Origin of the sequence: Kitasatospora sp. NPDC059827, assembly GCF_042731675.1 — a bacterium.
In the GTDB taxonomy this organism is placed as follows: Bacteria; Actinomycetota; Actinomycetes; order Streptomycetales; family Streptomycetaceae; genus Kitasatospora.
Genome location: NZ_JBHWIV010000047.1, coordinates 1 through 19,024, shown reverse-complemented (window position 1 = coordinate 19,024; position 19,024 = coordinate 1). Strand labels below are relative to the sequence as shown.

Genomic DNA, 19,024 nt, shown 5'->3' with positions numbered 1-19,024 from the left:
GGGTGTCCGCGCCCGGGGCGCGCGCACCGGGCCCGGGCCGGGCGCGGGCCGGGAAACGCGACGGCCCGGCTCCCCGCAGCTGGTGCGGGGAGCCGGGCCGGGCTCCGCTCGTTCGGGGCCCCGGGAGGTCAGCGCCTCCCGGAGCACCGCTCAGGCGGTTCGGACCGTTTCAGACGGTTCAGGCGGTTCAGGCGGTGGTGCGACCGTGACGGCCACGGCGGCGCAGGACGAAGACCGCGGCGCCACCGGCCACGACCAGGCCACCGGCGACGGCGGCGAGGATCGGGGTGGAGTCATTGGCACCGGTCTGGGCCAGGCCACCGGTACCCGGGGCGGCGCTGGTGGTCGACGGGGCCGGGTGGGCGGCACCGGAGCTCGGGGTGCCCGAGGGGGTGCCCGAGGGGGTCGCGGTGGTGGTGCCGGTGCCGGTCGGGGTGGTCGGGGTACCGGTCGGGGTCACGCCGGTCTTGCAGTCGAGGACCCCGGTGAACTTCTTGGAGTAGCCGTTCGGGCCGGTGACGGTGATGTCGTACTTGGTCTTCTCGGCGACCTTGACCAGCACGGTCTCGGTCTTGCCGGGCTGCACGGTGACCTTCTGGCCCGGCTGCACGGTCACCTCGGCCGGCTGGTCGCCGGTGTTGGTGACGGAGACGCGCACGCCGCCGTTGGCGCACTCCTCCTTGGCGGAGCTGTCGACGATCGCGCCCTGGCCCTGCTTCCAGGTGGCCTGGCCCGCGGCCGCGACGCTGAGCTTCTTGGAGCCGGCCAGGATCATGGTCTGGCTGTGGTTGCCCTGGTCGTCCAGGCCGCTCATGAAGACCCGGCCGCTGAGGACGGTGGTGTCGGCGGTGGCCTTGAGCACGGCCTTGCCGTCCGGGGTGCCGCCGGGGACGTCCAGGAACAGCTGGGTGTCCTTGGCGACCGGGCCGGCCAGCGTGCCGTTGACCGGCTTGCCGTCCTTGTCCAGCACCTTGATCTTGTCGGCGGCGTCGCCGGAGACGGCGAGCTTGACCTCGTTGGCGCTGGTGTTCAGCACGAACGGGCCGAGCTTGGCGCCGGACTTGCCGGAGACGGAGTCCGGGGTGAGGGTCAGCGAGGGCTTCGGCTCGGCCGCGACGCCCTTGTTGGCGTCGCCCGTCAGGTAGTCGCGCAGCTTCTTGGCGTGCTCGTTGCGCGGGGTCGCGGTCTTGTTGTCCGAGAACTTCCAGATCGCGGACTGGGTGCCCGCGGCGGCGTCCTTCTCCGAGAGCTCGGAGTCGCCGATCGCCTTGCGCAGGGCGTCGATCGGCACCTGCGGGTACGAGTTCTCCAGGATCCAGCGGATCTTGGGGGCGTTCGCGTTGCCGTTGAGGGAGCTCGCGGACCAGTCGGCCTCGTGGTACTTGGCCTTGCTGTCCAGGTACACCGGGTTGTCGAAGTCGATGCAGTAGGTCTGCAGCAGCTCACCGGAGGCCGTCTTGAGGGTGAACAGGCCCGCGTCGACGCTGTCCTTGCCCTGGACGTCGACCCGCTCGCCGAACATGTCCGGCTGGACGATCGCGGTCACGCCCGACGCGGGGGCGTCGGCCGCGACCGCCGCACCGGCCGCGAACAGTCCTCCGCCCAGCCCGATGCTGGTCGTGAGCATGACAGTGGTTATGCGGGACAGATTCCGCCCCTGCCGCTTGAACATCTGGGATCCCTCCGGAGCGGGCTTGCACCGAGTGGGCAGCCCGCCGACTTGCCGTGCCGCGCGTGCCCCCTGTGGCACTGCTGCGGGTGTGAACCAAAGTGAATCCTATTGAGCCCCGGAGGCCCCGAAACCCCCATGCGAAATCAGGACGATTCCGTATCTGGATCGTTATCAACCCCCTCAGATCCCACACAAGCTGACGTACCGACAGAATCGTTGCGCGACTTTCCGTTATCCGGACGAGATTGCGCGTGCGGGCGCAACGACGTTCTCGATCAACATATTTGTCGACAGGGAAGGTCACCGACCGGTCAGCCCAGCAGCGCTCGGTCTTCACCTCCCCGCTCCCCCTCGGACACCTCGCCCTGCTGCCCCGTCACCGCCCGCGCACCCGGCGGCGGCTCCGGCCGAGCGGGCGCCGCGGCCACCGCCGAAGCCCGGCGCGACTCCAGTGCGTCGACGATCCACCCCGGCACCGGCTCGCCCGCGGGCTTCACGCCGGGCGGCTCCGCCGCGCCCGGCGGCTGCCCGCGCACACCCGCCGCCCAACGGAACGCCGTGGTACCCCGGGTGAGGTCGTGTCCGATCGACCGGGCGTCGATCTCGACCCGACTGTGCTTCACCTCCCCTTCCGTCCACTCCCGCACCCGCAGCCGACCCGTCACCAGCACCGGCTCGCCCTTGGCCAGCGAGCCGATCAGGTTCACCGCGAGCGCCCGCCAGGCCGTCACCCTCAGCCACTGCGTCCCGCCGTCCGCCCAGCAGGCGCGCTCGCGGTCGTACCGCCGCTCGGTGCAGCCGAGGAGGAAGTCCGCCATCGGCACCCCGCCGGCGGTTTCCCCGTAGCGCACCTCGGTCGCGACATTGCCGAGCACCGTCACCTGAACCTCGTTCACAGCGCACTCCCCGTTCTCGCCGACGCACCGTACGGAATCGAGCGGTGCGAGTTCAGAGTGCGTCCCGGAAGAAATCACGACCACCCGGTTCCGAAATCCTGTGGACAACTAGTAGGCCGATCGGCAGGGTGAAAAACGGCCGTCACTCACAGGGGTGAATTTCGGCCTTCGCACACCGCTCGGGTACCATCTCTTCGCGGTCATGACAACAAACGGCCAGATCGCGGCCACCCCCGCAGCACGGCGGAACACCCGGGCCGGGCCGTCCGCGCACGTCATCACGCCGGAGCGCGCCGAATAGGACCCCCCACCCGCACCGGCGGCGGGACATTCTCCGTGTCGAATCCATAACGGGTGGGGAGGCAGCCCCGTAACGACTGCACAACGTCCGGCCCGGAACTGTCCCAGACCGCTGCACACACGGTCTCCACCTGCGATTATCGGACCGCTCCACCGAACCGACACACCAACGACGGTGTCGTCACACCCGGCCGAGGAACTGGACACCCTTATCCTGTCCCCGACAGGGCGAGGGCCCACCAACCCCCACCCCCACCCTCAGGTACGGGGCCGGACAACGTGCGCGCCCAGCGCTCGTCGCCCGATCCCGGCCACGGTCACGCCCGCCAGGGCGCCGTCCGTCCCGCCCCCATAGCTCAGCGGATAGAGCACCCGCCTTCTAAGCGGTAGGTCGCAGGTTCGAATCCTGCTGGGGGCGCCACCCTGCGAATTTCCGCAGGCCATCGCGCCCGTGAGTACTTTCCGTGGCCGTTTATCACCTCCGGGTAATCCAGCACCCACCGCACATAACCCGTGACAATGCGTGTCATGACCGCCGCGAAAGCCGGCCGGGCGGAAAACCGGAATTCCGGGCGAATCCCCCACCCTTGAACGAAACAGCCGCCCGAACGGCCGACCGGCGAAATCCGACAAAAGCCGGACAGAGGCGCCCGGGACGCCTCTCCCCGGGGCCGGAACCCGGCTCGCGACCGAACCGCGGCTGAACTGCCGCAGGCCGGGAGGGCCCTAACCGGCCAGTCCCGTCAGATAGGCGTCGAGCAGCGCGATCTGCCGCTGCGCCGGGAACTCCGCCGGGGCGAACAGCGACTGCACCACCAGCCCCAGCACGAAGGCCTGCGCGCCCGCCGCGAGCCCGGCGGGATCGGCGCCGGCCGGGAGCTCGCCGAGCCGCTGGGCGTCCGCCACGTGCCCCGTGAGCGCCACCCGTGACCGGGCGTAGCGCCCCGCGTGCGCGGCCGCCAGTTCCGGGTCCGCCAGGGCGACGTCCCAGGAGCTGACCCAGATCCGGTTGCCGGACTCGGTGGCCTCGTCCAGCGGCAGCACGTCGAGCAGTGCGGCCCGCAGGCGGGCCAGTCCCTCGGGCGGCGGCGGGGTGCCGTCGGCGGGCGCCAGCCGGCGGGGCCGGGCGGCGGAGCGGCGGTCGAGCTCCTCCAGGGCGTGGCTCAGCAGCGCCCGCTTGTTCGGGAAGTAGTGCGTCAACAGCCCGGTGGAGGCGCCCAGTTCCGCCGCCACCGCGCGCAGGGTCAGCCCCTCGAAGCCCTTGGCGGAGAGCACCCGCCACACCCCCTCGGAGACTTCCGAACGGCGGGCGTCATGGTCTCCACGGGCTGGCGTCATGGGGGCTATCGTACATACCAAACGTTTGTTATGAATGATCCGAACGGCCCACGCACACCCTCCCCCACTCCCGCCCCACACCCGCCCCGCACCCGCCGCGCGCACCCCGTCGCACCGCCCCGAGAGGCCCGCCCGTGTATTCCGTCCCGCTCACCGAGAACGCCGAACTGCGCCCGCTGGAGCCCTGGCAGGCCCCCGAGTTCCTGGCCCACATCGACCGCGCCCGCGCCCACACCGACCCGTGGATCCCGTGGGCCACCCGCACCACCGACCTGGACTCGGCCCGCGCCACCCTCCAGCGCTACGCCGACGGCCAGGCCGCCGACTCCAGCCGGATCTACGGCATCTGGCGCGACGGCACGCTGGTCGGCGGCGTGATGTTCGTGCACTTCGACACCCGGAGCGGCAACTGCGAGATCGGCGCCTGGACCGAGCCGGCCGGCGAGGGCGGCGGGCTGATCACCGCCGCCGTCCGCCGGCTGCTCGACTACGCCTTCACCACCCGCGGCCTGCACCGCGCCGAGTGGTGGTGCTCGGCCGCCAACGCCCGCAGCCGGGCGGTGGCCCAGCGGGTCGGGATGCAGCGGGAGGGCGTGCTGCGGGAGTGGTTCCTGCACAACGGCGTCCGCCACGACAAGGAGATCTGGGCGGTCCTGGCCTCGGAGCACACCGTCACCGAGGCCTGACGGCCCGCCGGCCCCCTCGGCGCCCGGTGCGGGAAAGCCGCAGCGGGGCCCGGTGGACACCCCCGTGGGTCCACCGAGCCCCGCTCCGCCGTCCTCCCCCGCCTGGCTCCGCCGGGCCCCGGCGGCCCCGCTCAGGCCGCCAGCACCGAACCCTCGGCCGCCGCGGGAGCCTCCGCAGCCCCTGCGGCCTCCACCTCCGCCGCCGCCGGCTCCGTCGTGCGCAGCCGCAGCGCCAGCAGCAGCACCAGGACCATCACCCCGCCCGCCGACAGGAAGACCACGTCCACGGCGTCCGTGAAGCTCCGCAGTGCGTGCTCCCGGGCCGCGCCGGTCAGCGTGCGCATCGAGGAGAGGGAGCGTCCGGGCTCGCCGGCCTCGAACACCCGGGTCAGCACCGTGCCGAAGAGCGCCGCGCCGAGCGCGTTGCCGAGGGTCTGGAAGAACCGGACGCCGGTGGTGGCGACACCGAGCTGCTCGCGCGGGGCGGTGTCCTGCACCATGGTGATCAGCTGCCCGATCAGCTGCCCGAACCCGGCACCCAGCAGGGCGAGTTCGGAGCCCACCGCCCACAGCGGGGTGTCCGGGCCGCTGAGCCCGAGCAGGGCCAGGCCGAGCACCGAGACGCCCGAGCCGAGGATCAGGAAGGTGCGCGGCCGGTGGCCGCGGGCGATCAGCCGGGTGGCGAGCAGGCCGACGCCGGTCATCCCGGCGGCCATCGGCATCAGGTAGAGGCTGGCCGTGGTCGGGGCGATCCCCCGGGCGATCTGCAGGTAGATCATCACGTAGACGATCGCGCCCATCATGCCCATCCCGACCAGGCCCTGGACCGCGAAGCCGATCCGCACCACCGGGATCCGGAACAGCGAGAGCGGGAGCACCGGCTCGGCGGCGGTGGCCTGGCGCCACAGGAAGAGCCCGAGCGAGGCCAGCGTGGCGGCGGAGAGCCCGAGGATCACCGGGGACGTCCAGGCGTAGTCCTTGCCGCCCCACTCGGTGACCAGCAGCAGCCCGGTGGCGAAGGCGGCGGCCAGGGTGGCGCCGAGGAAGTCCAGGCCGCGCCCGCCGAGGCCGCGCGGCAGCTTGATCACCAGGGCGACGCCGACCAGCACGAGCAGGCCGAGCGGCACGTTGAAGTAGAAGATCCAGCGCCAGCCGAGGTGGTCGGTGAACAGCGCCCCGACCAGCGGGCCGACCGCCATGCCGAGCCCGGCGACGATGCCGCCCATCGCGCCGCCCTTGCCGCCCTTGCGCTCCTCCGGGTCCTGGAGCTGGGCCATCACCACCATGGTCACGCTCATCAGTCCGCCGCCGCCGATGCCCTGGACGGCCCGGAAGGCGATCAGCTCGCTCATCGACTGCGCGGCGCCGCAGAGCACCGAGCCGAACAGGAAGGTGCCGACCGCGCCGAGCAGCACCCGCTTGGCGCCGTACACGTCGCAGAGCCTGCCGTAGAGCGGGAGCAGCGCGGTGGCCGCCAGCGAGAAGGCGCTGAACAGCCAGGGCAGCCGGTCGACGCCGTGGACCGGGTCGAGGTCGCGGACGATCGGCACGGTGGCCGCCGAGACGATGTTGGAGTCGAGCACGGCCAGCACGATCGTCACCAGGCAGAGCAGCATGCCGAGTTGGCGCTGGGCGGTGGTCATCAGGGTGGATCCGGCCTGGCCGGGTGCGTGCGGGGCTGTGGGTGCGTGCGGAGCTGCGGGTGTGTGCGGGGCTGCGGGTGTGTGCGGGGCTGCGGGTGCCATCGGAGAGTCCCCCCGGGGTGTGTGGAGTCGGCCCCGACCGGTGCGGTCCGGCGGGCTCGGCACCACCATGGCAGTAGTTTTGGACTGGGTCAATTCTTCATCCAGACCAATCTTTCATCCCAGCACATCTTTCTGCTCGGTCTAGCTTTGATCCTGGTACAGTCTTCGCATGGCGACCCACCACGGCTTGGACCTCGGCCCCGACCGCGACCTCGACGCCCTCCCGCTGCGCGAGCGCAAGAAGATCCAGACCGGCGTCCGGATCTTCCGCGCGGCCATCGGCCTGTTCATCGAACGGGGCTTCGACCAGGTCTCGGTGGCCGAGATCGCGGCCGCCGCCGAGGTCTCCAAGATGACCGTGTTCAACTACTTCCCGACCAAGGAGGACCTGGTCCTCGGGCCGATGGAGCAGCACCTCGACGAGCCCGCCCGGGTGGTGCGCGACCGCGCCCCGGGCACCTCGGCGGTGACGGCGCTGCGCGAGCACTTCCTCGCCGCCCTGGAGCGCCGGGACCCGGCCACCGGGCTGAGCGACGACCCGGTGGTGCTGGACGTGATCCGGCTGATCCACGCCACCCCGGCGCTGGCCCTGCGCGCCACCGCGGCCTTCGACCGGCGCGCCCAGAGCCTGCTCGCCGACGAGCTGCGCGACCAGGACCCGGCCCACGACGAGCTGACCGCCCGGGTCGCCGCCGCCCAGCTGCTCGCCGTCCGGCTCACCCTGATCACCGGCAACCACCTACGGATGCTGGCCGGCGGGCGCGCCGCGGACGCCCTGCCCGGCGCCCTCGACGAGGCCCGGCGCGCCTTCGCCACGGTCGAGCACGGCCTCGGCACGTACTGCGCCGGACCGGCCCGGGAGGGCGCGGCCCCGGCCTGAGAGAGTGGGCGCACCACGACCGACGCCGGAGGTGCGCATGGACCAGCCGCTGCTCACGCGGGACCGCTCCGCCCTGCCCGCCCGGGCCGAGGGCCTGAACGCGTACGTCGGCGAGGACGGCGTCGCCGTCCTGGAGTTCGCCCGCCCGCACCGGCGCAACGCGGTGACCCTGGCGATCTGGCGGGCGCTGCCCGAGGTGCTGGACCGGCTCGCCGAGCGGCCGGGCGTACGGGCCCTGCTGCTGACCGGCGCCGGGAACACCTTCAGCGCCGGCGCGGACATCACCGAACTCGCCGAGGTGTACGGCGATCCGCGGCGCGCGGACGCCTACCACGCGGTCAACGTGGCCGCCGAGGAGGCGCTCGCGGCCTTCCCGCACCCGACCCTCGCCGTGGTGCACGGCGCCTGCGTGGGCGGCGGCTGCCAACTGGCCGTCGCCTGCGACCTGCGCTTCGTCGCCGAGGACGCCCGGCTGGGGATCACCCCGGCCAAGCTCGGCGTGGTCTACCCGGCGGTGCCGACCCTGCGGCTGGCCCGTCTGGTGGGGCCGGCCCGGGCCAAGTACCTGCTGTTCTCCGGCGAGTTGGTGCGCGGCCGGGACGCACTGCCGCTGGGCCTCGCCGAGCGGGTCCTGCCGGACGCCGAACTGGACGCCGCGGCACTGGAGTTCGCCCGACTGCTGACTACCCGCTCGACCCAGACGATCGGCGCGGTGAAGGCCGCCTTGGCCGTCCCGGCGGAGCGGGCGGCCGAGGCGCTGGAGCCCTGGGAGCGGCGCTCGCGGGAGGCCCCGGACGTGCACGAGGGGCTGGCCGCGTTCCTGGCGGGCCGCCCGGCGCGGTTCTGAGCAACGACCCTGCGGGCCCTCCGGACGGACGGCGGCACCGCCGGCTCACGTACGATCGTGCGACCGGCGCCGAGCCGCCGACCGCCCTTCCCCACCCGGAGCACGCACCCCGATGACCACCGAGGCCACGACCGCCCCCACCAGCCGGACGACCTGGGCCCGCCGGGTCACCGACGGCGTCGAGCCGAAGAACGTGATCATCGCGGTCTGCCTGCTGATCGGCGGCCTGCGCTACGGCTGGTCCGGTCTCGGCTGGGCCGCCTTCGCCGCGCTGTTCGCGGCCGTCATCCCGACCCTGTTCATCCAGCGCGGCATCCGCAAGGGCACCCTGGAGGACCGCCACGTCGGCCACCGGCAGCGCCGACTGACCGTCATCCCGTTCATCATGGGCTCGGTCGCCGTCAGCTTCGCGGTGATGATCCTGGCGCACGCCCCGCGCGACCTCACCGCGATGGTGGCGGCGATGTTCGCCTCGCTGGTGCCGATCCTGGTGATCACCGTCTGGTGGAAGGTCTCCGTGCACACCGCCGTGGCGGCCGGCGCGGTGGCCTGCCTCGGCATCGCGCTCGGCCCGCTGTGGCTGCTGCTCTACCCGCTGGTCGGGGTGATCGGCTGGTCCCGGGTGGTGCTGCGGGACCACACCACCGCACAGACGATCGTCGGCGCGGTGGTCGGCTCCCTCGCCGCCGGGCTGACCTTCTGGCTGGCCCGGTAGTCCCGACCCGGCAGCCCGACCCGGCCCCGGCCGGCGGATCGGCCCCGGCTAGCGGATCGGCATCCCCGAGACCGCCCGGGCGATCACCAGCCGCTGGATCTCGCTGGTCCCCTCGAAGATCGAGTAGATCGCGCTGTCCCGGTGCATCCGCTCCACCGGGTACTCCCGGGTGAAGCCGTTGCCGCCGAGGATCTGCATCGCCTGCGCGGTGACGAACTTGGCCGTCTCGCCCGCGTACAGCTTGGACATCGAGCCCTCGGCGGCGGTGAACGGCTGGTTGTTGGCGGCCATCCAGGACGCCCGCCAGACCAGCAGCCGGGCCGCGTCGATCCGGGTCCGCATGTCGGCGAGCTGGAAGGCCACGCCCTGGTTGTCGATGATCGGGCGGCCGAACTGCTCCCGGGTCTTCGCGTAGTCCAGCGCGACCTCGTACGCGGCCCGGGCGATGCCGATCGCCTGCGCCCCGACGGCCGGGCGGGACGCCTCGAAGGTGGCCATCGCCGCGTTGCCCCGGCCGCCCGTCCGCTTGACGCCCTCCCGGGCCCGGGCCAGCCGCTCGTCCAGCTTCTCCTTGCCGCCGAGCAGGCAGCTGCCGGGCACCCGGACGCCGTCCAGCACCACCTCGGCGGTGTGCGAGGCGCGGATGCCGTGCTTCTTGAACTTCTGGCCCTGGCTCAGCCCGGGGGTGCCCGGCGGGACGACGAAGGAGGCCTGCCCCTTGGCGCCGAGCCCGGGGTCGACGGTGGCGACCACCACGTGCACGGCGGCGATCCCGCCGTTGGTGGCCCAGGTCTTGGTGCCGTTGAGCACCCACTCGTCCTTGGCCTCGTCGTACACGGCCCGGGTGCGCAGCGCGGAGACGTCCGAGCCGGCGTCCGGCTCGGAGGAGCAGAAGGCGGCCACCTTGACGTCGTCGGGGGTGCCGAACATCTGCGGGGTCCAGGTGCCGATCTGCTCGTCGGTGCCGTTGGCGAGCACCGCGACGGCGGCCAGCGTGGTGCCGACGATGGCCAGCCCGATGCCCGCGTCGCCCCAGAACAGCTCCTCCATGGCGATCGGGATGCCGACGCCGGAGGGGTCGAAGTACTGCTGGGCATAGAAGTCCAGCGAGTAGATGCCCAGCTTGGCGGCCTCCTGGATGACCGGCCAGGGGGTCTCCTCGCGCTCGTCCCACTCGGCCGCGGCGGGGCGGATCACGTCGGCGGCGAAGCCGTGCAGCCAGTCGCGTACGGCGAGCTGGTCCGCGCCCGGGTCCAGCGAGAACGTGCTGCTCATGAGGGAGCCTCCGCAGAAGGGATGACGACGCAGGGATGGCGGTGCAGGGATGGCGATGCAGGAGTCACGACGCGGGGATCACGGCCGCCGGGTGCGACCCACCGGGGTGTTACCCCGGGTAACATCGTCGGAGTCTGCTACTGATTGGTAACCGGTGTCAACGCCCAGGCCACCCAGAATCCCGAGGAGCAGCGCATGTCCCGAGAGCCCCGCCGCGAGCAGCTGCTCAACGCCGCCGACCGGGTCATCCAGCGCGAGGGGCCGAGCGCCAGCATGAACGCCATCGCCGCCGAGGCCGGCATCACCAAGCCGATCCTCTACCGCCACTTCGGCGACCGGACCGGCCTGATCAGGGCCCTGACCGAGCGCCACACCGGCGGCCTGCTGGCCGCCGTCCGGGCCGCGCTGGCCGAACCGCTGGAACGCCGCGACCGGGTCGAACACGTCCTGGACACCTACCTCGCCGGGATCGAGGCCCGCCCCCAGGTCTACCGGCTGCTCACCCACCCCGAGCCCGGCGACCCCAGCGGCGCGGGCAACGCCCTCGCCCCCGCGCTGCGGCAGATCGCCGAGGAGATCACCCGCGCCGTACAGAACCAGGTCGACCTCGGCGCCGACCGCGACCTGCTCGCCGAGGCCTGGGGCCGGGGCATCACCGGCATGGTGCTGGCCGCCGGCGACTGGTGGCTGGAGACCAGACCCTGCTCGCGCACCCGCATGGTGCAGGCCCTGGCCGACCTGCTCTGGGGCCGGCTCGCCGCCGCCGCGGACCTGCCCACCGCCGTCCTGCCCACCGCCGTCCTGCCGCCCGCCCCCACCGAACCGAACGGCGACTGAACTCCCGCTCCGCGCACGGCCCTTGCTCGCCCGGCCGCACCGGGCCACCGCACCGACCCCGTCCGCGCACGACCCTTGTGCCGGCCCGGGGAGCACGGGCATCATCGGGCCCCCACCCCCCGCCGTGCGAGGTCCCCGATGTGCCCGTGCCGCACCGTCGTCGCCCTGCTGCTCGCCGCCACCACCGCCCTCGGCGCCGCCGGCCCGGCCGCCGCCCACGGCGGCCCCCCGACCCGCCTCCCCAGCCACTTCCCCACCGGAACGGCCACCGGACCGGACGGCCGCACCGCCCTCACCGACGACCGGGGCCGCCACCTCCAGCTGCGCGGCGTCAACCTCGACAAGTACGCCGAGGCCACCCCGGCCGACCTCGACTCCGTCGCCGCCCAGGGCTTCACCCTGGTCCGGCTGCCGGTCTCCTGGACCAGGCTGGAGCCCGACCGCGGCCGCCTCGACCCCACCGAACTGCACCGGATCCAGGCACTCCTCGACCGGGCCGACCGCCTCGGCCTGCTCGTCCTGGTCGACTTCCACCAGGACGTCTACGGGCCGCGGTTCGGCGGCGGCACCAACGGCATCCCGCGCTGGGCCACCCGCGACGACGGCCTGCCCTTCACCCCCGACCCGAAGGACTGGTTCGCCGGCTACTTCCAGCCCGCCGTCCAGGCCGCCTTCCGCCACCTCTACGACGACCCCGACCTGCGCGCCTGGCAGGCCGACTTCTACACCCGGCTCGCCCGCGAACTGCGCGGCCACCGCTCCCTGTTGGGCTACGACCTGTTCAACGAGCCGTTCGGCCCGGTGGACGGCGACCCGACCGACCCGGCCGTGCTCGCCGCCGCCTCCGCCGCCCTGGAACAGGGCCGGCTCGCCGACATGTACCGCCGCCTGATCGCCGCCGTCCGCCGGGCGGACTCCCGCGCCTGGCTGTTCGTCGAACCGACCGTCCTGGTCGGCCAGGGCGTGCCCACCGCCCTCCCCGGCTTCACCGACCCCCGCCCCGGCGCGCCCCGGCTCGGCTACGCCCCGCACTTCTACGACACCGCGGTGGAGAACGGCGCCGACTGGAACCCCGCCGACGGCTTCGTCGAGCAGTACGCCGCCGCGATCACCGGCTACCCGGCCGCCCACCACCTGCCCGTGCTGGTCGGCGAGTGGGGCCCGCCCGACTCCCGCACCCCCGGCAACACCCTGCTGGTCCGCCGCCAGGTCGCCGCGATGGACGGCTTCGCCGAGGGCTGGACGATGTGGTACTGGTGCCGGGGCACCGGCGGCTACTGCGCCCTCGACCCGGCCGGCCACCCGGCGCCCGGCGACGGCCCCGCCTTCGGCCCGTACCCGGCGGCCGTCCCCGGCACCGACGTCCGGACCGCCACCGGGGGCGCCGCGGGCACCGCCACCGTCCGCTGGACGGCCGACGGCAGCGGCCGCACCGGCGAACTCGTCCTGCCGCCCGCCGCGTTCCCGCGCGGCGCCCGGGTCGCCGCCTCCCCCGCCGGCGCCCGGGTCGAGGTCGAGCAGCCCGCGGACGGCCGCGCGGGAACCGTACGGATCCGGCTCCCGCACACCCGCCCGGGCACGCCCGTGACGGTGACCCTCACCCCGCGCTGACCGGCCCGGACCGCCGACCGGCCCGTCCCGCCGACCAGCCCAGACCGCCGACTAGCCCAGACCGCGGCGCTCCAGCAGCGGCGCGGTCTCCGGCGCCCGGCCGACCACCGCGCGGAAGGACTCCAGCGGGTCCCGGCCGAACCCGCGCGCCAGCAGCTCGCGCCGGAACAGCTCGCCGCTGTCCCGCACCGACCGCCCGTTGGTCTCGAACCACCGCACGGTGTCCGCGTCCAGCACCTCCGACCAGATGTACGCGTAGTACCCGGCGCTGTAGCCGCTGGAGAAGATGTGCTGGAAGTACGGCGTGCGGTAGCGCGGCGGGATCGCCGCCACCGCGAGACCGGCCTCCGCCAGCACCCGCGCCTCGAACTCCTCGGCGTCCTCGACCCGGTGGCCCTGCGGCAGGGTGTGCCAGGCCCAGTCCAGCAGCGTCGCCGCGAGGTACTCCACCGTCCGGAAGCCCTCCCCGAACCGTTCGGCCGCGGTCATCCGCTCGACCAGCTCGGCCGGCAGCGGCTCCCCGGTGGCGTGGTGGCGGGCGTAGTTGGCCAGCACCTCGGGCCGGACCATCCACATCTCGTTGACCTGCGAGGGGAACTCCACGAAGTCCCGCGGCACCGCGGTGCCCGCGAACAGCGGGTAGCGCACGTCCGAGAACAGCCCGTGCAGCGCGTGCCCGAACTCGTGGAACAGGGTGCGCACCTCGTCCCAGCTCAGCAGTGCCGGCTCGCCCGGCGCCGGGCGCGGGACGTTGAGGGTGTTCAGCACCACCGGCCGCCGCCCGGTCAGCCCGGACTGGCCCACCAGCTCGTCCATCCACGCGCCGCCGCGCTTGGACGCCCGCGCGTGGAAGTCCCCGATGAACAGGCCCAGCGCGGTGCCGTCCTCCTCGAACACCTCGAAGACCCGGGCGTCCGGGTGGTGCGCCGTCAGCTCCGGCCGCTCGGTGAAGGTGATCCCGTACGCGAGGCCCGCGGCGAAGAACACGCCGTCCACCAGCACCCGCTCCAGCTCGAAGTACGGGCGCAGCGCGGCGGTGTCCACCTGGTAGGAGGCCTGCCGCACCTTCTCCGAGTAGTACGCCCAGTCGTGCGCGGCGATCTCCTCGACGCCGTCCGCGGCCGCCACCGCGGCCAGCTCGGCGGCCTCCCGGCGGGCGTTCGCCACGGCCGGCTCCACCAGCCGGGCGAGCAGCCCGGACACCGCCTCGACCGTCCCGGCCGTCTCGTCCGCGACGACGTGGGCGGCGTGGTTCGGGAAGCCCAGCAGCGCGGCCCGCTCGGCGCGCAGCCCCGCCATCCGGATCGCCAGCGGCCCGTTCTCCGCGCCGGCCCGGCCGAGCGAGGCGGCCAGCAGCCGCTCGCGCACCGACCGGTCGGCCAGCTGGGCCAGCTCGGGCTGGGTGGAGGTGCTCTTCAGGCTGAGCACGTACCGGCCCTCGTGGCCGAGCACCCGGGCGTTCTCGGCGGCACCGGCGATCGCCCCCTCGGACAGCCCGGCCAGCTCCTCGGCGGTGTCCACGACCAGCGCGGCGGCGCGGGTGGCGGCGTTCACGTTCTGCTGGAACGTCGTCCCCAGCGCGGCGAGCTCGGCGTTCAGCTCGCGCAGCCGGTCCTGCTCCGCCGAGCCCAGCCGGGCGCCGGAGCGGACGAACGCGGTGTACCAGCGCTCCAGCAGCCGCAGCGACTCCGGGTCCAGCCCCAGGGCGGCCCGGTCCCCGTGCAGCGCCTCGATCCGGGCGAACAGCCGCCGGTCCAGGTGGATCGCGTCGTGGTGGGCCGCGAGCAGCGGGCTGACCTTCGCCTCCACCTCGTCCAGCAGCTCGGTGGTGTCGGAGGAGGACTGGTTGCGGAACACCCGGTCCACCCGGTTCAGCAGCTCACCGGAGCGCTCCAGGGCCACCAGGGTGTTCTCGAAGGTCGGCTCGGACCGGTCGTCGGTGATCGCCGCGATCTCGGCCAGCTGCTCGGCCGTTCCGCGCTCGTACGCGGGCAGGTAGTGCTCCTCCCGGATCTCGGCGTAGGGAGGCAGTTCGTAGACCAGGGGGCTGGCCGCGAAGAACGGGTTCTCGGTCATTCCGCCGACCCTACGCGGTGTCACCCCGCGTGCCCATACACCCCAGGCCATCGTTGTCAGACCCACCCGTTAACGTCGACCGCGCGGACCCCCGGTCCGCACACCCGCGCCCCACCCGCACACCCGCCCCGCCGCAGCACCGCCAGAAGGCGCCCCAGGAGAGGAGACACCCGCCGTGGCCCCCAGAACGGCCCTCGTGCCCGATCAGCACGGCCCCGGCGGCCGCCTCCAGCCGCTCGACGACACCGGCCGGCCGCTCGGCCCACCGGAGGCCGTCCGCGACCTCGCCGCGGCCGTCGCCGCCCTGGAGTCCGCCGACCGCCCGCGCTGGGTCTGGGCCGCCGCCGACTCCGGGTACGCCCCGCTGCTGCCCCGGCTGCCCGACCGGCTCGCCCGCTGCCACGACCTCCGGCTGGTCGAGGCGCTGCTGCTGGCCCACGAGGGCCGCTTCGGCGCGCCCCGCTCGCTCGGCGCCGCCTGGTCCCGGCTGCACGGCCTGCCCGTCCCGGACGACCTGCCCGAAGCCGGCCTGTCCGACGCGGACGACGGCCAGGACACCCTGTTCGCCCCCGACCGGCTGCAACTGCCGCCCGGCGCCGACCCACTGGCCGCCGTGGTGGCCGTGCACGCCGAACAGCAGCGGCGGATCGCCGCCGTCGCCGACCCGGCCGCCCGGCAGCGCTTCCGGCTGCTGGTCGCCGCCGAGTCCGCCGGCGCCCTGGTGGCCGCCGAGATCGCCCACGACGGCCTGCCCTGGCGCTCCGACGTCCACGACCGGCTGCTCACCGACCTGCTCGGCCCCCGCCCCACCGTCCCCGGCACCCTGCCCCGGGTGCTCGCCGACCTCGCCGTCGAACTCCAACAGGCCCTCGGCGTAAAGCCGTTCAACCCCGACTCGCACACCCAGGTGCTGCGCGCCTTCGCCGAGGCCGGCATCCAGTTGACCTCCACCCGCTCCTGGGAGCTCAAGCGCATCGACCACCCCGCCGCCCAACTCCTCATCCGCTACAAGGAACTGTCCCGGATCCACGTCGCCCACGGCTGGGCCTGGCAGGACGCCTGGGCCCGCGGCGGCCGCTTCCGGCCCGAGTACGTGGTCGGCGGCGTGGTCTCCGGCCGCTGGGCCAGCCGCGGCGGCGGCGCCCTGCAGATCCCGCGCATCCTGCGCCGCGCCGTGGTCGCCGACCCGGGCTGGTTGCTGGTGGTCGCCGACGCCGCCCAGCTGGAGCCGCGGGTGCTCGCCGCGCTCTCCCAGGACGCCGGGCTGGCCCGCACCGCGGCCGGCGGCGACCTCTACGAGTCGCTCGCCGCCCAGGCCTTCCAGGGCGACCGCGACAAGGCCAAGCTCGGCCTGCTCGGCGCCATGTACGGGCAGACCAGCGGCGACATCGGCCCGCTGCTGAACACCCTGCGCCGGCGCTACCCGGCCGCGATGGGCTACGTCGAGGCGGCGGCCCGCACCGGTGAGGACGGCGGCGTGGTCACCTCCCGGCTCGGCCGGGTCTGCCCGCCGGCCTCCGCCGCCTTCCTCGACCTCACCGAGGCCGACGCCGGCGGCGAGACCGGCGGCCGCACCGCCCGCGCCCGCGGCCGGTTCACCCGCAACTTCGTCATCCAGGCCAGCGCCGCCGACTGGGCGCTCGCCCTGCTGGCGGCGCTGCGCCGGCGGCTGGGCGAACTGCCCGTGCCCGTCCCGGCGGACCGCCCGCACCTGGTGTTCTTCCAGCACGACGAGGTGATCGTGCACACCCCGGCCAACCTGGCCGAGCAGGTGGCCGCCGCCGTCGCCGAGTCCGCCGACGAGGCCCGCCGGCTGGTCTTCGGCGACACCCCGGTGCGCTTCCCGCTCAGCACCGCGGTGGTGGACTGCTACGCCGACGCCAAGTGAGCGCCGCTACACCTTGCGGAAGGAACGCGCCTCCTCCGCGGCCGCGACCACCTCGGCCAGCCCCGCCCCGGTCGAGGCGGTGACGACGGCGGCCACCGCGCCCTCCACGAACGGCGCGTCCACCAGCCGCACCCCCGGCCTCGGCTGGTCCTCCAGCACGGTCACCGCGGTCAGCACCGAACTGCCGAGGTCCGGCAGCACCACCACCCCGGCCCCGCCGTCCGCCTCCACGACCGCCCCGGCGATCAGCTCGTAGCTGGTGCCGAGCCCGCCGTCCTCCGTCCCGGCCGCGACCACCACCCGCACACCGTCCGGGGCGAGTTCACCGAGCAACTCGCGCAGCCCCTCGGCCAACTTGGCACTGTGCGAAACCAGAACGATTCCCACCCGTCCACTCATGCGCCCGACCCTAGACCCCACCCCACTGCTCCGGAAGGGTGAGCGGAACCGCGCGTGTCGCACCCCGTGCCCCCACCCCCCATCCGGCGTAGCGTCGGCCCCAGGCTGTTGCGTCCACACCGCGGTCACCCAAGGGAGCGAAGAACGTTGAAGAAACTGATCAACACCCCGGAGAACGTCCTGGAGGACGCCCTGGCCGGAGTCGCCGCCGCCCACCCCGAGCTGACGGTGGACGTCCCCAACCGGGTGATCACCCGGGCCGCCCGCCCGGCCGGCCCCAAGGTCGCGTTGATCTCCGGCGGCGGCTCCGGCCACGAGCCGCTGCACGGCGGCTTCGTCGGCCCCGGCATGCTCGACGCCGCCTGCCCCGGCGAGGTGTTCACCTCCCCCGTCCCGGACCAGATGCTGGCCGCCGCGAAGGCCGTGGAGAACGGCTGCGGCGTCGTCTTCATCGTCAAGAACTACACCGGCGACGTGATGAACTTCGAGCTCGCCGCCGAACTCGCCGCCGAGGAGGGCCTGGAGGTCCGCACCGTCCTGGTCGACGACGACGTCGCGGTCGAGGACTCCACCTGGACGGCCGGCCGCCGCGGCACCGGCGCGACCGTCCTGGTCGAAAAGACCACGGGCGCCCTCGCCGAACGCGGCGCCCCGCTCGACGAGGTTGCCGCCCTCGGCGAGCGGGTCAACGCCGCCTCCCGCTCCTTCGCGATCGCGCTCACCGCCGCCACCGTCCCGGCCGCCGGCAAGCCCGGCTTCGACCTGCCCGAGGACGAGATCGAGGTCGGCGTCGGCATCCACGGCGAGCCCGGCCGCCGCCGCGAGAAGCTCCGCCCCGCCCGCGAACTGGCCGCCGAGGTGGTCGAGACCATCCTCGCCGACCACCACCTGACCCCGGGCGACGAGGTGATCGCCCTGCTCAACGGCATGGGCGCGACCCCACTCCTGGAGCTGTACGTGGTCTACGGCGAGGTGGCCGCCCGGCTCGCCGACCACGGGATCACGGTGGCCCGCAGCCTGGTCGGCAACTACGTCACCAGCCTCGACATGGCGGGCTTCTCCCTCACCCTCACCAAGGCCGACGCCCAGCTGCTGGACCTCTGGGACGCCCCGGTCGACACCCCCGCCCTCAAGCGCGCCTGAACGGAGCCGGCATGGACTTCGACACCCCCCTCGCCGAGGCCTGGATCCGCGCGATCGCCACGGCCGTCGAACAGCAGCAGACCCTCCTCACCGACCTGGACTCCGCGATCGGCGACGGCGACCACGGCAGCAACCTCCACCGCGGCTTCGCCGCCGCCCTCGCCGCCCTGGACGGCCTCCAACCGGACGGCCCCGGCGCCGTCCTCACCAAGACCGGCACCACCCTGATCTCCAAGGTCGGCGGCGCCTCCGGCCCCCTCTACGGCAAGGCCTTCCGCGCCATCGGCGCCGCCCTCCCCGGCCCCGCCGACCCGGCCACCCTCGCCGAGGCCCTGGCCGCCGGCCTGGACGCCATCCGCGCCCTCGGCAAGGCCGACCCCGGCGACAAGACCATCGTCGACGCCTGGACCCCCGCCGTAGCCGCCCTCCGCACCGCCGCCGCCACCGGCGCCGACCTCCCCGAAGCCACCGCAGCCGCCGCCGAAGCCGCCGAACAGGGCGCCCGCGCCACCACCCCCCTCCGCGCCCGCAAGGGCCGCGCCTCCTACCTCGGCGACCGCAGCACCGGCCACCAGGACCCCGGCGCCACCTCCACCGCCCTCCTCTTCCGCACCCTCGCCCAAACCACCGCCCCCTGACACCCCCCCCCCCCCCCCCCCCCCGGCGGCGGGGCCCCCCCCCCCGGGGGGGGGGCCCCCCCCCCCCCCCCCCCCCCC

Annotated in this window: 16 protein-coding genes and 1 tRNA gene; 10 read left to right on the top strand and 7 right to left on the bottom strand. The window is 74.1% G+C overall.

Translation table 11 applies throughout. The features are described 5' to 3' along the window. Window positions 1-187 precede the first annotated feature (187 nt). Entirely contained in the window at window positions 188-1,627 is a 1,440-nt protein-coding gene (locus ACFV8H_RS26215) for a Cys-Gln thioester bond-forming surface protein (RefSeq protein WP_380404349.1), read from the bottom strand. A 356-nt stretch (window positions 1,628-1,983) separates the two neighbouring features. After that, entirely contained in the window at window positions 1,984-2,568 is a 585-nt protein-coding gene (locus tag ACFV8H_RS26210; RefSeq protein WP_380404346.1) for a single-stranded DNA-binding protein, read from the bottom strand. 645 nt (window positions 2,569-3,213) lie between these two features. Here ACFV8H_RS26210 and ACFV8H_RS26205 point away from each other — a divergent pair. Next, window positions 3,214-3,289: transfer RNA gene (locus tag ACFV8H_RS26205), tRNA-Arg, on the top strand. Between the two features lie 305 nt (window positions 3,290-3,594). Here the strand turns inward: ACFV8H_RS26205 and ACFV8H_RS26200 are convergent. After that, window positions 3,595-4,206, bottom strand: a complete 612-nt coding sequence (locus tag ACFV8H_RS26200) for a TetR/AcrR family transcriptional regulator (RefSeq protein ID WP_380404343.1) — start codon at window positions 4,204-4,206, stop codon at window positions 3,595-3,597. A 134-nt stretch (window positions 4,207-4,340) separates the two neighbouring features. On the opposite strand from ACFV8H_RS26200, the gene ACFV8H_RS26195 reads away from it, so the two are divergent. Further along, window positions 4,341-4,892: a GNAT family N-acetyltransferase gene (locus ACFV8H_RS26195; RefSeq protein ID WP_380404340.1), complete on the top strand. Its 552-nt coding sequence runs from the start codon at window positions 4,341-4,343 to the stop codon at window positions 4,890-4,892. Window positions 4,893-5,023: 131 nt separating this feature from the next. On the opposite strand, the gene ACFV8H_RS26190 is transcribed toward ACFV8H_RS26195, so the two are convergent. Continuing rightward, the gene (locus ACFV8H_RS26190; RefSeq protein WP_380404338.1) at window positions 5,024-6,535 is read right to left on the bottom strand and encodes an MFS transporter; all 1,512 of its coding nucleotides are present in this window, start codon (window positions 6,533-6,535) and stop codon (window positions 5,024-5,026) included. A gap of 271 nt (window positions 6,536-6,806) precedes the next feature. Here ACFV8H_RS26190 and ACFV8H_RS26185 point away from each other — a divergent pair, with 271 nt between their 5' ends. The 3 genes from ACFV8H_RS26185 (at window position 6,807) to ACFV8H_RS26175 (ending at window position 9,079) form a co-directional block, all read left to right on the top strand. Next, window positions 6,807-7,517 (top strand): TetR family transcriptional regulator, encoded by a 711-nt coding sequence (locus tag ACFV8H_RS26185; protein ID WP_380404335.1) that lies wholly within the window; start codon window positions 6,807-6,809, stop codon window positions 7,515-7,517. Window positions 7,518-7,554: 37 nt separating this feature from the next. Beyond that, window positions 7,555-8,364: an enoyl-CoA hydratase/isomerase family protein gene (locus ACFV8H_RS26180; protein WP_380404332.1), complete on the top strand. Its 810-nt coding sequence runs from the start codon at window positions 7,555-7,557 to the stop codon at window positions 8,362-8,364. A gap of 112 nt (window positions 8,365-8,476) precedes the next feature. Further along, the gene (locus ACFV8H_RS26175; protein ID WP_380404329.1) at window positions 8,477-9,079 is read left to right on the top strand and encodes a hypothetical protein; all 603 of its coding nucleotides are present in this window, start codon (window positions 8,477-8,479) and stop codon (window positions 9,077-9,079) included. A 48-nt stretch (window positions 9,080-9,127) separates the two neighbouring features. Here ACFV8H_RS26175 and ACFV8H_RS26170 read toward each other — a convergent pair whose 3' ends face one another. Next, the gene (locus ACFV8H_RS26170; RefSeq protein WP_380404327.1) at window positions 9,128-10,354 is read right to left on the bottom strand and encodes an acyl-CoA dehydrogenase family protein; all 1,227 of its coding nucleotides are present in this window, start codon (window positions 10,352-10,354) and stop codon (window positions 9,128-9,130) included. Window positions 10,355-10,549: 195 nt separating this feature from the next. Here ACFV8H_RS26170 and ACFV8H_RS26165 point away from each other — a divergent pair, with 195 nt between their 5' ends. Beyond that, window positions 10,550-11,191, top strand: coding sequence for a TetR family transcriptional regulator (locus tag ACFV8H_RS26165; RefSeq protein WP_380404324.1), 642 nt, complete (start codon window positions 10,550-10,552; stop codon window positions 11,189-11,191). A gap of 138 nt (window positions 11,192-11,329) precedes the next feature. Then, a complete protein-coding gene (locus ACFV8H_RS26160) occupies window positions 11,330-12,802 on the top strand; it encodes a glycoside hydrolase family 5 protein (RefSeq protein ID WP_380404321.1) in 1,473 nt (490 codons plus the stop codon). 51 nt (window positions 12,803-12,853) lie between these two features. Here the strand turns inward: ACFV8H_RS26160 and ACFV8H_RS26155 are convergent, their stop codons facing one another. Next, window positions 12,854-14,878 (bottom strand): M3 family metallopeptidase, encoded by a 2,025-nt coding sequence (locus tag ACFV8H_RS26155; protein WP_380404319.1) that lies wholly within the window; start codon window positions 14,876-14,878, stop codon window positions 12,854-12,856. Window positions 14,879-15,053: 175 nt separating this feature from the next. Here ACFV8H_RS26155 and ACFV8H_RS26150 point away from each other — a divergent pair, with 175 nt between their 5' ends. Next, entirely contained in the window at window positions 15,054-16,766 is a 1,713-nt protein-coding gene (locus ACFV8H_RS26150) for a bifunctional 3'-5' exonuclease/DNA polymerase (RefSeq protein ID WP_380404316.1), read from the top strand. A 6-nt stretch (window positions 16,767-16,772) separates the two neighbouring features. Here the strand turns inward: ACFV8H_RS26150 and dhaM are convergent, their stop codons facing one another. Next, the gene (gene dhaM / locus ACFV8H_RS26145) at window positions 16,773-17,165 is read right to left on the bottom strand and encodes a dihydroxyacetone kinase phosphoryl donor subunit DhaM (protein WP_380404314.1); all 393 of its coding nucleotides are present in this window, start codon (window positions 17,163-17,165) and stop codon (window positions 16,773-16,775) included. Between the two features lie 147 nt (window positions 17,166-17,312). Between dhaM and dhaK the strand changes: the two genes are divergently transcribed. Both dhaK and dhaL read left to right on the top strand, forming a co-directional pair. Further along, window positions 17,313-18,308 (top strand): dihydroxyacetone kinase subunit DhaK, encoded by a 996-nt coding sequence (gene dhaK / locus ACFV8H_RS26140; protein WP_380404312.1) that lies wholly within the window; start codon window positions 17,313-17,315, stop codon window positions 18,306-18,308. Between the two features lie 11 nt (window positions 18,309-18,319). After that, window positions 18,320-18,946, top strand: a complete 627-nt coding sequence (dhaL, locus tag ACFV8H_RS26135; protein WP_380404309.1) for a dihydroxyacetone kinase subunit DhaL — start codon at window positions 18,320-18,322, stop codon at window positions 18,944-18,946. Window positions 18,947-19,024: the final 78 nt, after the last annotated feature.

Bases quoted from the DNA above. Each gene is read 5' to 3' on its own strand.
- ACFV8H_RS26215 (WP_380404349.1), bottom strand. From the start codon at position 1,627: ATGCTCACGACCAGCATCGGGCTGGGCGGAGGACTGTTCGCGGCCGGT.
- ACFV8H_RS26200 (WP_380404343.1), bottom strand. From the start codon at position 4,206: ATGACGCCAGCCCGTGGAGACCATGACGCCCGCCGTTCGGAAGTCTCC.
- ACFV8H_RS26190 (WP_380404338.1), bottom strand. From the start codon at position 6,535: ATGACCACCGCCCAGCGCCAACTCGGCATGCTGCTCTGCCTGGTGACG.
- ACFV8H_RS26185 (WP_380404335.1), top strand. From the start codon at position 6,807: ATGGCGACCCACCACGGCTTGGACCTCGGCCCCGACCGCGACCTCGAC.
- ACFV8H_RS26180 (WP_380404332.1), top strand. From the start codon at position 7,555: ATGGACCAGCCGCTGCTCACGCGGGACCGCTCCGCCCTGCCCGCCCGG.
- ACFV8H_RS26175 (WP_380404329.1), top strand. From the start codon at position 8,477: ATGACCACCGAGGCCACGACCGCCCCCACCAGCCGGACGACCTGGGCC.
- ACFV8H_RS26170 (WP_380404327.1), bottom strand. From the start codon at position 10,354: ATGAGCAGCACGTTCTCGCTGGACCCGGGCGCGGACCAGCTCGCCGTA.
- ACFV8H_RS26165 (WP_380404324.1), top strand. From the start codon at position 10,550: ATGTCCCGAGAGCCCCGCCGCGAGCAGCTGCTCAACGCCGCCGACCGG.
- ACFV8H_RS26160 (WP_380404321.1), top strand. From the start codon at position 11,330: ATGTGCCCGTGCCGCACCGTCGTCGCCCTGCTGCTCGCCGCCACCACC.
- ACFV8H_RS26155 (WP_380404319.1), bottom strand. From the start codon at position 14,878: ATGACCGAGAACCCGTTCTTCGCGGCCAGCCCCCTGGTCTACGAACTG.
- dhaM (WP_380404314.1), bottom strand. From the start codon at position 17,165: ATGAGTGGACGGGTGGGAATCGTTCTGGTTTCGCACAGTGCCAAGTTG.
- dhaL (WP_380404309.1), top strand. From the start codon at position 18,320: ATGGACTTCGACACCCCCCTCGCCGAGGCCTGGATCCGCGCGATCGCC.